The organism is Solibacillus cecembensis, assembly GCF_050272495.1.
In the GTDB taxonomy this organism is placed as follows: Bacteria; Bacillota; Bacilli; order Bacillales_A; family Planococcaceae; genus Solibacillus; species Solibacillus cecembensis.
In genome coordinates this window covers 18990-35517 of the sequence record NZ_JBNNMF010000022.1, presented here as the reverse complement: position 1 = coordinate 35517, position 16528 = coordinate 18990, and the positions used below count along the sequence as shown (strand labels likewise).

The window sequence follows — 16528 nt, the reverse complement described above, 5'->3', positions numbered from 1 at the left end:
AATTAATGGCTATTAATTACTAATTGTATTTATTTTCGCAATACTCCCGAAAAATATCTCGAATAAATTCAGGTAAAATATACTGTTTTTTTGCATATTTAAAACTCGGAAAGAAAAATCCAAATGTAAATAAATCCAAAGTTGCAAGGCGATAAATTTTCGTTGGAATCATCCGCTCACCTTGAATAAAAAACTCACGTTGCTTATTCATCGATAAACCATAATTTAAAATTTTACCGAAAATAATGCCTCGAAAACCTAAACCCTTTAATTCCAAACGCGGCCATTCTTCATTTTCAGATTGGATGAAAATCTCTTTTAATTCATTCCCTGTCAATTGTAATACACAAACGTTAATTGGATGTGGTAATATTTTGTGAATATTGTAGGAAGAAATGGTTCCTTTTGTCATATTTTCTACAAAAATCCCCGCATTGAACATTAAACAATCTGCTTGCGTATAATCATACAAACTTTCTGCGAATAAATCTGATAGCTGCGAGCGATGAAACCATTCTTTATGAAAAGTTTTTGGACTTGAAAATACCGGTTGTTGCAATATTTTTTTCGCCTCTTTTTGCAAATTTTGATGCCATTTCTCTTCATTTTCAGCTACTGGCATTAGTGAATTTTCATGTAAAGTATCAATTTTGGATACGATTTTTTTTAGTTCGTGATCAAATTGAATCGTTAATTGCCCTGTAAATTGTCCGAACTTCCCGCCACCTGTGAGCAAAACATTATTGACCAATTGTCCTTGCGGGAATATATGATGCGTATGTGCGCCAAAAATCACATCAATGACAGGACATTCTTCCGCTAACAATTCATCTTCCGTTACACCTAGATGCGATAAACAAACAATGATATCCACTTGTTCATAAAGCTGTAAAGCCAGCTCAATTAATGTTTTTCTTGGTTCTTCCACATGCCAGCCTAATTCTTTATAAAAAATATCAAATCGTGAAGTTGCTGCAATGACACCAATTTTCGTTCCATATTTTGTCATCAAAATGGTAAAAGGTTTTAACCACTTCGGATTGGCTTCTAATTCGGACTGTAAATTTCCAACAACTACTTCAAATTGCGCATCATCATATAAATGATAGAACACATCATGCGGTAATGTAATCCCCTCATTATTTCCAATCGTTACGACATCATATTGTGCATCATTAAGCATTTCTATATTCCCTTTACCTAATGTTGCCTCTGTATACATATTTGAACGATCGATATGATCACCTAAATCAAATAAGAAGCTTACTTCCCCACGCTGTGCGAGTAAATGCCGTTGCGTTTCTATAAATGATTGACTTCTTTTCCAATAGGTGAAATGGCTATGCAAATCGTTTGTATGAAATATATGAATGGTCTCTCGCACCTTTGTCCCCCCACTTTATCTGCTACTCTTCAAACATATTCAGCTGTTTTGGTGCTAGCCCATCAAATTGAATTTGAAGGATTTGCTGCATCATTTTAGCATTTTTTGCCGCATGCCCACCTGAGTTATTATTAAATAATACATAAACGTCTTTTGCTTGTTGTTCTAAAAATAAAAAGTGTTCACTCATTTTTTTGAGTTCTTCTTGATTGTAATCATATAAAAATCGGACTTTCCGCCATTTTTCCCCGTGTCCGATATTACGCCAGCCATGCACATTCCTCCCATGAATCCTAACAAGTACTTTATCATTTGTTGCGATTGGTACAAATGGGACAGACCCGCTCCCCGCTTGTGGTTCATCACATACTGTATGAATCAATTCGGATTCCTTTAAAAATTGCAATGTTTTTTCTTTCATTTTTTCTCTATACCAGGACTGATTTCGAAACTCAATCGCTACCGGAAATGAAGCTAATTGCTTTTTCACATAACGGATATATTGTACATTTTTCCCTTGGCAATCAAACCAAGGTGGAAATTGTACGAGCAACATTGCCAGTTTACCATGTTTTTGAAAAACTTGTGCACATTCACGAAAAGCATTGAACATATCATTTTTCGTTTCATAAGGAAGCTCATCTCGTAAATGACCCGTCATGCCTTGATACGCTTTAACAACAAATCGAAAGTTTTCCGGTGTATCTTTACACCATTTTTCAATCGTTGCGTTCGATGGTATCGCGTAAAAAGATGTATCCACTTCAACAATAGGAAAATGACCACTATAATCAAATAATTTATCGCGTGCTGCTGTTACTTCACTATATACTTCAGGATGATCTCCCCAGCCTGTTAAACCTATGTAAATCATTTTATCTCCTCCCTGCTCCAATACTTATAACAATTATTTTATTCAAAAACACATCATTAGAAAAACAAAAAAGCTCGCTTACGTCAAATACGTAAGACAAGAGCTCTTTTTCATCACTTATTTATAATGTAACGGTTTGAACTGGATTTGTCTTGCTTCAAAAATACAGACAGATCATCTCTGAATAGGGAAATTAATTCTAATTATAGAAATCTAGACCATCCGTCACTGCATTAACATAATCTTTACGAATAACAAAGTCACCAAAGTGTTCGCCTTCCCCGCGCTCTTTCGCATAGTGTTCAAAAATCGGACGAAGCGTTGCTAAAATATCAGCTTCTCCTATATTTTCACGGTAAATCTTATTAAGACGCTGACCTTTGAAATCGCCCCCTAAATACAGATTATACTTACCAGGACCTTTTCCGATAAAGCCGATTTCCCCCATTGCTGCACGTGAGCAGCCATTGGGGCAGCCTGACATACGAATGCCAATTTCCGTTTCGCGTAAACCAATTTCTACTAATATGTCGTCAATTTTCGTAATTAGGGATGGCAAGTAACGCTCCGCTTCAGCCATTGCTAAGCCACATGTCGGTAATGATACACAAGCAATTGAATTACGGCGAAGTGCAGAATAATGTGCACCATCTGTAATATGATATTTCTTTAACAACGTATCTATCGTACGTTTCTTCTCAGTGGTAACATCTGCAATTAATAAATTTTGATTCGGTGTTAAACGGAACAAACCCGTATGGACTTTTGCGATTTCACGAAGACCTGTTTTTAACTGGTAATCCTCAAAATCCCGAATGCGTCCATTTTGAATAAATAAGGTAAAATGCCATTTACCGTCTCTCCCATTCACCCAACCAAATTCATCACCTGTGCGCTTAAAGGTATACGGACGAATCTCCGCTAACTCCCATCCTAGACGACGATTGAGTTCTTCTTTAAACCAATCAAGACCACGTGCATCTATCGTGTATTTAAAACGTGCATTTTTACGAACAGCACGGTTTCCATAGTCACGCTGTATTGTTAGTATTTTCTCCGCAGTTTCCAATAATCGCTCTTTTGGAATGTAACCAACGATCCGACCTAGCTGCGGATAAGTAGAAGTATCACCATGTGACATTCCCATACCACCACCGACAGCGACATTAAAGCCTATAAGTTCCTCATCCTCTACAATTGCAATAAAGCCAATATCTTGTGAAAATACATCGACATCATTACTCGGTGGAATCGCTATTCCAATTTTAAATTTTCGCGGCAAATAAAGTGCACCGTAAACGGGCTCTACTTCCGCTTCTTGACCGTCAAAAACCTTTTCTCCATCTAACCAAAGCTCATGATATGCACGTGTTCTAGGTAACAGATGTTCACTTAGTTTCGCAGACCATTGATATACTTCATCATGTAGCGCAGACTGATTAGGATTTACATTACACATGACATTTCGGTTAACATCTCCACATGCTGCGATACAGTCTAGCAGTACCTCGTTAATTTCTTGCATATACTTTTTAACATTCCACTTTAAAATGCCGTGCACTTGAAATGCTTGGCGAGTCGTTAATTTCAATGAACCATTTCCATATTTATCGCCCATATCATCCATTATAAGCCACTGCGTTGGTGTAGCTGCTCCTCCTGGTGTTCGAACGCGCACCATGAATTGATACGCAGGCTCAAGCTTTTGTTTTTCACGCTCATTTCGGATATCGCGGTCATCTTGTAAATAGCTTCCATGGAATTTCATTAATCGATTATCATCCTCTGGAATCCCAGAACTAAGTGGTTCATTCATTGTTCTTTCAAGTGTTCCACGTAAATAATTACTTTCATTTTTTATACGTTCTACTTCGCTTGGCGTGCCAGGCTGTGGAGGTAATACAATTTTTTCAGTCATTATTTTTCTCTCCAATCAATCAAATTCAACTTGCCCAATTTATAGTTAGTACACATCTCTTTGATAACGCTGTTGCTGCTTTAATTTATTAATATATTGCGCTGCTTCATCGGCTGATTTTCCGCCCTGCTCTGCGATAATCGTATTTAACATTTTATCGACATCCGCTGCCATATTCTTTTCGTCTCCACATACATATAGGACGGCACCTTGTTCAAGCCATTCATAAACCTCATTTGCATTTTCCCGCAAGCGATGCTGTACATATACTTTGTGCTCCGTATCACGAGAGAAAGCAACCGTTAAATTGGTAAGGGCCCCTTCTTTTAGCCAACTTTGCCACTCTGTTTGATATAAAAAGTCTGTGACAAAATGTTGATCACCGAAGAACAACCACGATTTCCCTTCTCCCCCTACTTCTGCTCGGTCCTCTATAAATGAACGGAATGGCGCAATCCCTGTACCCGCACCAATCATAATAATTGGTGTCTGATTGTCTTTAGGCAATCTGAAGTTTGGATTTTTGTGCACGTAAATTAGGAGCTTTTCCCCTTCAGTAAGGCGTTCTGCAATTTGCCCTGAACATACACCTAGTCGTGCACGACCACCCTGTTCATAACTAACCTTGCCAATCGTTAAATGAACCTCTTCCTCGTTTGCCCTCTGACTACTTGCAATTGAATAAAGACGAGCTGGAATTTTGCGTAGTAATTTTATAAAATCTTGCGCGCTCCAAGTAAAAGGACCAAATTGCTCAATTGCATCTAGTAAATCCCTTCCATATGCATAATCCTTCCATGAATTATCCTGTACTAAAATATTCGCTAATTCTTCATTGTCGGTGAACGACGCCATTTTTTGTAATACCGGCTTTGACAATACCGTAATTTCTAGTTTCGTTTGCAGAACTTCCTTCAACGAAAGCTCTTCATCTTGCAGTTTCACTTTTGTTTTTTCATCAAAGCCAAGAGACGAAATAAGCGCGTCTACGAGAGATAGATCATTTTCTGGTACAATTCCAATGCTGTCACCAGGCTCAAAAGTTAATCCCGCCCCTTCGATCGATAGCTCCACATGGTAGGTTTCCTTATTTGAGCCACGACCATTTAAATTAATATTCGCTAGTACTTCTGCATGGAACGGATTTTTTTTGGAATATACAGCATGTTTATTTACTCCTATTGGCTTTGTCTCAGTCTGTAATGGCGCTTGTGATGTTGATGCTGACAACCCACCGGCCACCTCTTCAACCCATTGATCTGCTAGTTCCTCATAATCTAGGTCACAGTCAACGCGCGATACGATACGCTGCGCACCGAGCTTTGCTAATTGTTCGTCAAAATCAATACCCGTTTTACAGAAAAACTCGTAGGAAGTATCCCCAAGTGCTAACACTGAAAATTTTACATGATCAAGCTTCGGAGCACGTTTGCTAAAAAGGTATTCATGGAATCCAATGGCGTTATCAGGTGGGTCTCCCTCCCCATGAGTACTCGCCACGATAAATAAGTTCGTCAGTTTTTTCAGATTATTATGTTTAAACGCTGACATTGATGAAACTGTTACACCTACCCCGTTTTCACTTAATTTCTTGCCAAGTTTTTCTGCTATTCCCTGTGCATTGCCCGTTTGTGAACCATATAAAACAGTGGCGACTTGTGGTGCTGCCCTAATTGGTTCCTGTATCGGTAATATAGACTCAGATTGACTTATTCCAGAGCCTTGTGTTGTCACTTGTACACCACTTAAATACCCCGTTAACCAAATTTTTTGATAATCCGTTAAACTTGGTATCAGTTCATTTATTGTTTTTATTTGTCCTTCATCAAAAGGGCTGCTCAATACATTTAAAGTCAATTTATCCACCTCATAAATTTTGATTACTTTAATCGGATTTTTTCATTTTTTTCTATTTGAACTACGAGCCCATCTTGGATGACAAGCGTTATTGTTCCAAATTTGATCGCTGCTAACATCTCTTTAATGTTTTCTAAGCTGACCTCAATATTTTCTTTTTGCTTTGTCATATTTCATCCCCCTCATTATTAATCCCCTTCAATACTCGCTCGACAAGCACTTTTCGAACATTTCGGTCATACCCTAAGCTGTTACACAAAATAATACGAGACTCATCAAACGCGAGCGCCTTCGCTTTTTTTTGAATACCAATACTTAATAGACCTGAAAATAATAAATAAGGAACGATAAATAACTGCTTGACATCTTGTTCCTTTAAACTGTTCATTGTATTTTCAAACGAAGGACCTGTTCCATATAAAAAGCATGTTCGAACCGAATGAAATTTATATTTCTTCTGCAGTCGATTACTAATTTCACGCATATCTCGTATGACGGCTCTATCACTACTACCACGGCCAACAAGTAACACCTCTGCATCAGGTAATATGGCACACTGTTGTTCCGTAATGCGTTTATATACGGTATCAATTAGCTTTTCATGAATACCAAATGGTCGACCTAATGTAAATTTAATATTAGGATAAAGTTTACTCGCCTTTTCGATCTCTGCTGGAATATCTTCCTTTGCATGCTGCGCTGCGAGAAGCAAAATGGGGGCAATCAGTATACGAGTAGCACCGCGCTCTACGCATTTTTTTATCCCTTGCAATATATTTGGCTCCGCTAGCTCTAAAAAGGCAGTCTCTTGAATACTAATATCAACTTGCTTCTTTGTTTCTTCAATGAAATGAAGGGCTTCTTCTACCCCCTTCTTTATTCTTGTGCCATGCCCAATATATAAAATCGCTTGCACTGCCTCACCTACTCATCACGATACTTTCGTTTATATACCGCTCTGTCTCAAGTTTTTGTTCAAACCACTTTATTTTTTCTCTAACTGCTACTACCTCTCCAACAATAATCATGCTCGGGTTCCTGACTTTACTTTCCTTAGCGATTTGTGAAATTGTTTCTAAAGTACCTGTCACAGTTTGTTGTTCTTCAAATGTCCCCATATGAACGAGTGCAACAGGCGTTGAAGCTTTTCGCCCATGCTTTAAAAGCTGTGAGCATATATATGGTAAATTTCCAACGCCCATATAAATTGCTAACGTATCTACCCCTGTCGCCAAGCTTTCCCATTTTATTGAATCCTCCTTCCCTTCACGCATATGCCCTGTGACAATTGCAAAGCTTGAACTGTAATCTCTATGTGTCACTGGTATACCTGCATAAGCTGGTGCTGCAATGCCTGATGTAATACCAGGTACGATTTCGAACGGGATCTGATGTGCTGCAAGTACTTCTGCCTCTTCACCACCTCGCCCAAAAACAAATGGATCTCCTCCCTTTAAACGTGTAACTATTTTCCCTTGACTAGCGTATTGCACAAGTGAATAATTAATGTGCTCTTGAATCATGGCATGACGATTCGGTAGCTTTCCACAATAGATCAGTTTTGCATTCGGCTTTGCATATTCCAATAACTCCTTATTAATTAAACGATCATAGAAAATAACATCAGCTTCTTTAATACACCGAAGCCCCTTAACTGTGATAAGTTCCACATCTCCAGGCCCCGCTCCAACAATATAAACCTTCCCCATATAAACACCCCTTCCATAATCTGAATATTTAAAACTATCTATGTTGATGTATATATTATCTAATATCCACACGAAATACAACAATTCCTATAAAATTACATGGTTATAAATTATGAATAATCCATTAAGGTTAACATCTTAAATAAACTGAAGCACCCACACGATCGCCATCAATGTTGAGTATTCCTATCGATTATGTTAGAATCATACCGAATAGGAGGTTTCTTCCATGGTTAACCAATTAGTTAAAGTATTAGATATTGTTAAAATAGCATTTGAAGCGGGTAAGCATATTTTAGATGTGTATCATTCAGATAGCGTAGAAGTTGACTATAAAAATGATGCGTCCCCAGTAACCATTGCTGATAAAAAATCGCATCACTCTATTTGTCAGCAACTATCTATACAATATCCAAACATTCCATTAATAAGCGAAGAAGGCGATTTGCCAAACTATCAACAACGAAAGCATTGGCATACTGCATGGCTCATTGATCCTTTAGATGGCACAAAAGAATTTATTAAGCGTAACGGTGAATTCACAGTCAATATCGCGCTTATTGAAAAGGGCACACCGATTTTGGGCGTTATTTATTCACCGGCACAAGATCTTATGTATTTTGCAAGTAGCTGGCATGGTTCATATAAATTATCCAATTGCCGCGCGACGCTATCCACTATTTATAGTGAAGCCGAATTAATCAAAGCTGCCGAAAAATTACCCATTTTTCATTCACGAAAATCATTAGGTATTGTTGTAAGTCGATCGCATTTTTCTAGTGATACACAAGCCTATATTGATCAAATTCAACAACAAGTGGGTGATGTACATATTATCAAAGCAGGTAGCTCAATTAAAATGTGCCTTATTGCTGAAGGTGTTGCACATATTTATCCACGATTAAGCTATTCAATGGAATGGGATACAGCGGCAGGTGAAGCTATTGTAACGTATAGCGGAGGGAAGGTTGAAGAGTACGGGACCCATTCACCTCTGCAATACAATAAAGTGCATTTAAAAAATTCCTTCCATATCGTAACAGCTCAGTCGAATGACAACTTAAATATCAGATGATTCATTTCCAAACAGAAGAGTACCGTAATGAAAAATCCTCCCTAAAATAGTTCTTATGATGATGTCTAACAAAATATAGGGAGGAGCTTAACTTTTATGATAGGATCTTAAGAATCTCTTTTACTAAATAATCCGTTGCATCCTCTAACGAATAATTACTTGTATCAATTGCAATATCCGGATTCCTCGGTGCCTCATATGGACTTGATATTCCTGTGAAATGCTGAATTTCCTCTGCTCTTGCTTTTTTGTATAATCCTTTAACATCACGTTCTTCACAAACTTCAAGTGGTGTACTGACGTAAATTTCAATATAGGACTCACCAATAATCTTTTTCGCATAGGCGCGGTCCCTCTCAAATGGCGAAATAAATGACGTTAACGGAATCAAGCCTGCATCATTCATCAGCTTCGCCACTTCTGCGATACGTCGAATATTTTCCACACGTCCCGCCTCGTCAAAACCTAAATCCTTATTTAATCCAAGTCGAACATTATCGCCATCTAGTAGCATTGTATGATAGCCTAAAGAAACTAACCGTTTTTCCACTTCATTCGAGAGCGTTGATTTACCCGAACCAGAAAGTCCGGTAAACCATAATGTGAGTGGAACATGACCTTTTTGCTTTGCACGAATTTCACGTGTGATATCTGTCTTTTGCCAAATAACATTTTCCGAATGCTGAACAGCTCTATTTACTATGCCACATGCAGACGTCATATTTGTCACACGATCAATTAATATAAAACTACCTAGTGCTTTATTTCGTTTAAATGAGTCAAATACTACTTTTTCAGATAGAGCAATTTCACATGTTGCTAATTCATTTTTTACGATTTTCTCTGCTTTTAAATACTCCCCTGTATTAATTTCTACCTTATGTTGAATCGATAAGACTGTACCAAGAATGATTTTTGTACCGATTTTGACCAAGTACTGCTTACCAGGTAAGAGATTCGTATCATCCATCCATAAAATTTGAGCGATAAACAAATCAGCCGCTTCAATGTTATTAGCTGTTGTCAAAACACATCCGCGCGAAACATCCACTTCTCTATCTAATTGAACAGCAATTGGCTGCCCTATACTAGCTGATTGCACTTCCCTATTTGTTAATAAAATACTTTTCACGTTTGCCTTTTCATTACTTGGTAGCGTCGTAATTTCATCGCCTACTGAAATCGTTCCAGCTTCAACTTGCCCTTGAAAACCACGGAATGTATGGTCAGGTCGACTAACACGCTGTACAGGCATTATGAAATCGTTTTGTTTATTGTCTTTACGAACATCGACATTTTCTAAATAAGTAAGTAGTGCTAATCCATCGTACCAAGGGGTATGCTCCGAGTATTTTGTCAAATTATCCCCGTTTGTAGCCGAAACCGGAATCGCCTGAACACTTTCAAGTTGGAAGTCCTTCGTTAGCTGTTTGAAATCATCCTGTATGGCATTAAATCGTGCTTGACCAAAACCAATTAAGTCCATTTTATTAACAGCTAGCACAATATGCTTCACGCCCATTAATGCACAAATACGAGCATGGCGTTTCGTTTGAGTAATCACACCTTTTGTCGCGTCGACTAAAATAATGGCAAGATCTGCAAACGATGCTCCTACAGCCATATTACGTGTATATTCCTCGTGTCCCGGCGTATCTGCTACGATAAACGAACGATGACCTGTCGTAAAATAGCGATAAGCAACATCGATTGTAATCCCTTGTTCTCTTTCTGCTAATAGCCCATCAAGAAGGAGTGAATAGTCAATTTCCCCTCCTCGACTCCCTACTTTACTATCTAATTCTAGTGCTTTTTCTTGATCGGCAAACAGCAGCTTCGCATCATATAACATATGACCAATTAATGTAGATTTCCCATCATCTACACTCCCACATGTAATAAATTTCAATAAGCTTTTCATTTTAGAAATACCCCTCTCGCTTGCGTCTTTCCATACTTCCAACAGCTTCTTGATCGATAACACGAGTTGTACGTTCTGATGTAACTGCTCCTAATGTTTCTTCAATAATTTCTTCTAACGTAACGGCCTCCGATTCAATACCGCCTGTAAGAGGGTAACAACCTAATGTACGAAAACGAACCTTTTTCATCAGTACTTCTTCATTTGATTCGATTCGCATGCGTTCATCATCTACCATCACATAATTGCCTTCACGGTACACGACAGGTCTTTCCTTTGCAAAATAGAGAGGTACGATGTCGATATTTTCTCTATGAATATATTGCCAAATATCTTTTTCGGTCCAGTTCGAAATGGGGAATACTCTGATGCTTTCCCCTTTATGAATTTTTGTATTATATAACTTCCACATCTCAGGTCGTTGGTTTTTTGGATCCCATGCATGGTTTTTATTCCGGAAAGAAAAAATTCGTTCCTTTGCACGCGATTTTTCCTCGTCTCGTCTTCCTCCACCAAAAGCCGCCGAAAACCCATACTTATTCAAGCCCTGCTTCAAGCTTTCTGTTTTCATAATATCTGTATATGCAGAACCGTGATCGAACGGATTGATACCTTGCAATAGCCCCTCTTCATTTTTGTGGACTAACATTTCAATTCCTAATTCTTTTGCACGACAATCTCTGAATTCTATCATCTCCTTAAATTTCCACGTTGTGTCGATGTGTAGAAATGGAAATGGCGGCTTCTCAGGATAAAAAGCTTTCATCGCTAAGTGAAGCATTACAGAGCTATCCTTTCCTATTGAATAAAGCATTACAGGATTTTCACATTCCGCGGCTACTTCTCGAATAATATATATTGCTTCTGCCTCCAGTTGATCGAGGTGGGTCTGTTCATTCATTTACTTTATCTCCTTTCAAAATCGAGCAAAATTAATCCGCCGGGGCTCAACTTGATTTAGCCAGGGGTTGAATCAAGTTAACCGTGCAATCCACATTCCGTTTTACCTTGCCCTTGCCATCTGCCGGAGCGTAAATCTTCCGCTGTAAAAGCTGGCTTTGTGCAATGTGAACAGCCGATGCTTGGATATCCTTGGTCGTGCAGGACGTTATATGTTAATTCATACTTCGAAACATATCGCCATACATCCTTCCAGGTCCAGTGAATAAGCGGACATATTTTAATGGATTGGAAACGGTCATCTTTATTGATAAACTCGACATTTTTCCGTGTTTCTGACTGCTCATGACGCAGACCAGATATCCATGCTTTCTCACCCGTTAATACTTCATTTAATGGACCGAGCTTTCGAATTTTACAGCATTGATTTGGATTCGTTTCCCATAATTTATCGCCGTATTGCTTCGCTTGTTGTTCTAAAGTTAGGGCAGGCTTCTTTAATACAATTTGGAGCGTTGGATACTTCTCACGGACATGCTCAATCGTTTCATATGTTTCTTTAAAATGTACATCCGTATCTAAAAACACAATTTGTGCATTGGGCTGTACTTTCGCAATCAAATCAATTAACACAATTCCTTCAATGCCAAAGCTACACGCATACACGATGTCATTTCCATATTCCTTATAGCTCCACTCTAAAACTTGCAGAGCGCCTTTATAAGTTTCATCAATGTCAAATGAGATGTTCAGCTTTTGCCATGCTTCGTACGTCAACAAGCAAATCCCCCCTTAAATTACAAAGTCCTCAGGAATGAATACTTTCACTTCTTTAGGACTAACATAAACAACTTCTCCTACCTTCAATTGGAGCTGTGCATAATCTTCCTTGCTTAGCTCTACTTCTACATAGGCCTCACTATCTTCACGTTTCATTTCAATATGCCATGTTGGACCGATTGAATGCATAAATGAAATTTTAGCTGCAATCGCTTCTTCACTTTGCTTCTCTCGTTCAATGGTTAAATGATGCGGGCGAACATATCCAATCGCTTCTTTATCGTTTGCATGTAAATGATCTGGTGCATCAAACGTTGCTGAGCCTAAATCCAATTTCCCTTTATGTAGGCGCCCGTGGAATAAATTCACATTACCTAAAAAGTCATATACAAATGGACTAGCCGGCTTATCATATACTTCAGATGGCGTACCGAGCTGCTCGATTTTCCCTTTATTCATAATGACAATCCGGTCCGCTACATCTAACGCCTCTTCTTGATCATGCGTTACGAATACACTCGTGACATGGATTTCATTGTGCAATTTTCGTAACCATCTGCGTAATTCTTTACGCACCTTTGCATCTAGTGCACCGAATGGCTCATCTAGCAATAGTATTTTCGGTTCTACTGCTAAGGCTCTAGCCAGAGCTACTCGTTGCCGTTGACCACCTGAAAGCTGAGTAGGGTAGCGATGTGCAAAACCGCTTAATTTTACTAAATCTAAAAGTTCGTTTACTTTCTGTTCAATTTCTTTTTTCGATGGACGTAGCCTTTTTTTACGTATATTTAAGCCGAATGCAATATTATCAAATACAGTCATATGCTTAAATAATGCATAATGCTGGAACACAAAGCCTACATCACGCTGATTAACATGAACTTCGCTTAAATCTTTACCATCAAACAAAATACCACCTTCTTCAATCGACTCTAGACCTGCAATGATACGTAATAGAGTCGTCTTACCAGAACCTGAAGGGCCAAGTAATGCTACGAGCTCCCCTTTAGGAATAGTTAAATTGATATCAGTTAATGCCTGAAACGAGCCATAGTGCTTCGTTACATTGCATATTTCTATCGACACTTTCCATCACCCATTCTTATACTTGTTGTTCTTTTTCCGTTCGCCATTCAATCCAAGACTTCACAATTAACGTTAAAAATGCGAGTAATGACATCAATGAAGCAAACGCAAAAGCAGCGGAAAATTGATATTCGTTATAAAGTATTTCTACATGTAATGGCATTGTGTTTGTCACCCCTCTAATTCGACCAGATACAACGGACACCGCACCAAATTCCCCGATTGCTCGGGCATTACATAAGATCATGCCGTACAGAAGCCCCCATTTGATCGTTGGTAGCGTTACTCGGAAAAACATTTGCCAACCATTTGCACCAAGTGAAATCGCGGCCTCTTCTTCTGCACTTCCTTGCGCCTGCATCACAGGAATGAGCTCACGTGCCACAAATGGCAATGTGACAAACATCGTCGCAATAATAATGCCAGGTACAGAAAAAATAACTTTGATTCCCCAATCGGTAAGTAGCGGTCCGAGTACTCCACGCGGACTAAAGAACAAGACAAAAACTAAACCCGCAATAACTGGTGATACAGCAAATGGTAATTCAATGAGGGATAATAATAGTTGCTTCCCTCTAAATTGGAACTTCGTAATGCACCACGCTGCCGCGACGCCGAAAATTGTATTCAGTGGCACTGTAATAATCGCAACAAGTAGCGTTAACTTTACAGCAGATAAGGCATCTCTCTCCGTAATCGCCGCAAAATAAACGGCTGCCCCTTGTTCAAATGCTTTCGTAAAAATAAAGACAAGTGGAACTAAGAGAAATAAACTTAAATACAGCAACATCACAGTAACCAAAATCCGCTTCGTCCAATTTACTTGTTTCTTTTTATGCGTTACGTATTGCATTCGGTTTTCCCCATATTTCGAAACATCTACCGTCACAACTAACTCACCTCCTATTCATCTTGCAATTCATGCTTTCTGCTCCACTTTTGAAGTAAATTAATAAAAATTAAACAAATAAAAGAAACGAGTAACATTACTACCGCAATCGCTGTAGCTCCTGCATAATCAAATTGTTCAAGCTTTGTCATGATCATCAGAGGGGCAATTTCTGTTTTCATTGGCATATTTCCTGCAATAAAAACAACGGAACCATATTCGCCTAACCCCCGCGCAAACGCTAACGAAAATCCAGCGAGCAAAGCCGGTAATACTTCTGGAAAAATAACTTTCAAAAAAGTTTGTTGCTTAGTTGCACCTAAGCTTGAGGCAGCTTCTTCTACTTCTCGCTCCAGATTTTCTAGCACCGGCTGCACCATCCGCACAACAAACGGCAGACCTATAAACATTAAGGCAATCATAATACCAAGTGGCGTAAATGAAATTTTAATGCCTATTGCCATAAAGTATTGTCCGAGCCAGCCATCCTGTGCATACAATGTCGTCAATGCAATCCCAGCAACTGCAGTTGGCAGAGCAAAGGGTAAATCAATCAAACCATCAATTAATCGCTTACCTGGAAAGCGGTAGCGTACTAATACCCAAGCAATAATAAAGCCAAATATGCCATTCAATAATGCCGCCGCAAACGATGTTGCAAACGAAATTTTATAAGCATGCATCATCCGTTCATTCGTAACAACTTGCCAAAATTCTGACCACCCTAGCTTTGAAGACTCAATAAACACCATGGACAACGGGATTAAAATAAATAAGCTAATATATAGCGTCGTAATGCCCATTGAAAGACCAAACCCAGGTAATATGTTCCTTTTTTTGTGCTTTTTCTTCACGCGCTCCACCACCTAACTTTTCCGATTACTCATAAATGGAGTCAAATATACCACCATCGTCGAAATGCTTTTCTTGCGCCTCTTTCCAACTTCCAAACTTGTCGTCAATAGTGAATAACTCAATTTCCGGAAATTTATCTTTATATTTCGCCATTACCTGTTGTGAACGAGGGCGGTAATAATTTTTCGCTACTATTTCCTGACCAACGTCTGTATATAAATACTCTAAATAACTTTCCGCTACTTCTCTTGTGCCTTTTTTATCTACTACACGATCAACTACTGCAACAGAAGGTTCGGCTAAAATACTAATAGAAGGAGCAACCAGTTGTAACCCATCTTCTCCTAGTTCATCTAACGCTAAAAACGCCTCATTCTCCCACGTAATCAAAACATCTCCAATCCCTTTTTCCACAAAGGTTGTTGTAGATCCACGTGCTCCAGAATCTAACACCTCTACATTTTTATATATTTTTGATACAAATTTCTGTGCCTTCTTTTCATTATCATTGTATTTTTCTAGTGCATAGCCCCAAGCAGCTAAGTAATTCCAGCGTGCGCCACCGGATATTTTAGGATTCGGTGTGATGACTGATACATTTTTGTTCGTTAAATCATCCCAATCTTTAATGTTCTTGGGATTGCCTTTACGTACTAAAAATACGATTGTCGACGTGTAGGGAGCCGAGTTGTTTTCTAGTCGCTCAATCCAGTCTTGATCAATTAATTTTTGATTTGCAATTGCATCAATATCGTAAGCTAATCCAAGAGTAGCGACATCTGCATCTAAACCATCCATGACAGAGCGTGCTTGGCTTCCCGAACCACCGTGTGATTGACTAATGATTACCTCTTGCCCTGTTTTCTGTTCCCAATATGTAACAAATTCTTCATTAAACTCTTGATACAGTTCCCTGGTCGGGTCATAGGAAACATTTAATAATTTTACAGAATCAGACGTTGCCCCCTGTCCGCAAGCGGTTAAAAACGCTAAAGACGTAATAAGGATTACTGTATGCTGTGCGAACCTTCTTTTTTTCATAAATTTCCCCTCCAGTTTTATAAGTAATCCATCCATTAAAATTAAACCTATTTGTTAAGTATGTTTTAAAGGGAAATAAAAAGCTGCTCAATTTTACAGAAGGGGACCTCTGCGTAATTGAGCAGCCTCTAGTTTTTCTAGTGAGCTACTTTAATTCTTAGTATTTCTATATGTATTATGTTATTTCATCCTCCTCGTTTTGTCAACGTTATTTTTAAATTTTTCTGATAAATAAATCG

Annotated in this window: 15 protein-coding genes; 1 reads left to right on the top strand and 14 read right to left on the bottom strand. The window is 38.6% G+C overall.

Annotated elements, in window-relative coordinates:
* Positions 1-19: 19 nt before the first annotated feature.
* The 7 genes from ACQKIH_RS17415 to cobA all read right to left on the bottom strand — a co-directional run bounded on the left by ACQKIH_RS17415 (position 20) and on the right by cobA (position 7742).
* The gene (locus ACQKIH_RS17415) at positions 20-1384 is read right to left on the bottom strand and encodes a bifunctional metallophosphatase/5'-nucleotidase (RefSeq protein ID WP_057983678.1); all 1365 of its coding nucleotides are present in this window, start codon (positions 1382-1384) and stop codon (positions 20-22) included.
* Between the two features lie 22 nt (positions 1385-1406).
* Positions 1407-2258: a DUF72 domain-containing protein gene (locus ACQKIH_RS17410; protein ID WP_057983676.1), complete on the bottom strand. Its 852-nt coding sequence runs from the start codon at positions 2256-2258 to the stop codon at positions 1407-1409.
* Between the two features lie 199 nt (positions 2259-2457).
* A complete protein-coding gene (gene cysI / locus ACQKIH_RS17405) occupies positions 2458-4176 on the bottom strand; it encodes an assimilatory sulfite reductase (NADPH) hemoprotein subunit (RefSeq protein ID WP_427768040.1) in 1719 nt (572 codons plus the stop codon).
* A gap of 45 nt (positions 4177-4221) precedes the next feature.
* The gene (locus tag ACQKIH_RS17400) at positions 4222-6033 is read right to left on the bottom strand and encodes an assimilatory sulfite reductase (NADPH) flavoprotein subunit (protein WP_057983673.1); all 1812 of its coding nucleotides are present in this window, start codon (positions 6031-6033) and stop codon (positions 4222-4224) included.
* Between the two features lie 23 nt (positions 6034-6056).
* Entirely contained in the window at positions 6057-6203 is a 147-nt protein-coding gene (locus tag ACQKIH_RS17395) for a YezD family protein (RefSeq protein WP_057983671.1), read from the bottom strand.
* Positions 6200-6949 (bottom strand): sirohydrochlorin chelatase, encoded by a 750-nt coding sequence (locus ACQKIH_RS17390; protein WP_057983669.1) that lies wholly within the window; start codon positions 6947-6949, stop codon positions 6200-6202. The genes ACQKIH_RS17395 and ACQKIH_RS17390 overlap by 4 nt, the downstream gene beginning before the upstream one ends.
* Before the next feature lie 4 nt (positions 6950-6953).
* Positions 6954-7742: a uroporphyrinogen-III C-methyltransferase gene (gene cobA, locus ACQKIH_RS17385; protein WP_057983667.1), complete on the bottom strand. Its 789-nt coding sequence runs from the start codon at positions 7740-7742 to the stop codon at positions 6954-6956.
* Between the two features lie 229 nt (positions 7743-7971).
* Between cobA and cysQ the strand changes: the two genes are divergently transcribed.
* Positions 7972-8817, top strand: coding sequence for a 3'(2'),5'-bisphosphate nucleotidase CysQ (cysQ, locus tag ACQKIH_RS17380; RefSeq protein WP_057983665.1), 846 nt, complete (start codon positions 7972-7974; stop codon positions 8815-8817).
* A gap of 94 nt (positions 8818-8911) precedes the next feature.
* Here the strand turns inward: cysQ and cysC are convergent, their stop codons facing one another.
* The 7 genes from cysC to ACQKIH_RS17345 form a co-directional block, all read right to left on the bottom strand.
* A complete protein-coding gene (gene cysC / locus ACQKIH_RS17375) occupies positions 8912-10738 on the bottom strand; it encodes an adenylyl-sulfate kinase (RefSeq protein WP_057983663.1) in 1827 nt (608 codons plus the stop codon).
* Between the two features lies 1 nt (position 10739).
* Positions 10740-11639 (bottom strand): sulfate adenylyltransferase subunit CysD, encoded by a 900-nt coding sequence (cysD, locus tag ACQKIH_RS17370; protein ID WP_057983661.1) that lies wholly within the window; start codon positions 11637-11639, stop codon positions 10740-10742.
* A gap of 77 nt (positions 11640-11716) precedes the next feature.
* Entirely contained in the window at positions 11717-12418 is a 702-nt protein-coding gene (locus ACQKIH_RS17365; protein ID WP_057983659.1) for a phosphoadenylyl-sulfate reductase, read from the bottom strand.
* Positions 12419-12430: 12 nt separating this feature from the next.
* On the bottom strand, positions 12431-13504 hold the full coding sequence (locus ACQKIH_RS17360; protein WP_057983657.1) for a sulfate/molybdate ABC transporter ATP-binding protein: 1074 nt from the start codon (positions 13502-13504) through the stop codon (positions 12431-12433).
* A 16-nt stretch (positions 13505-13520) separates the two neighbouring features.
* Complete coding sequence (cysW, locus tag ACQKIH_RS17355; protein WP_427768059.1) at positions 13521-14357, bottom strand: sulfate ABC transporter permease subunit CysW; 837 nt, start codon at positions 14355-14357, stop codon at positions 13521-13523.
* 50 nt (positions 14358-14407) lie between these two features.
* Entirely contained in the window at positions 14408-15247 is an 840-nt protein-coding gene (gene cysT / locus ACQKIH_RS17350) for a sulfate ABC transporter permease subunit CysT (RefSeq protein WP_269084192.1), read from the bottom strand.
* 25 nt (positions 15248-15272) lie between these two features.
* Positions 15273-16289 carry a sulfate ABC transporter substrate-binding protein gene (locus ACQKIH_RS17345; protein ID WP_427768039.1) on the bottom strand — a complete coding sequence of 339 codons (1017 nt, stop codon included), beginning with the start codon at positions 16287-16289 and terminating at the stop codon, positions 15273-15275.
* Positions 16290-16528 lie beyond the last annotated feature (239 nt).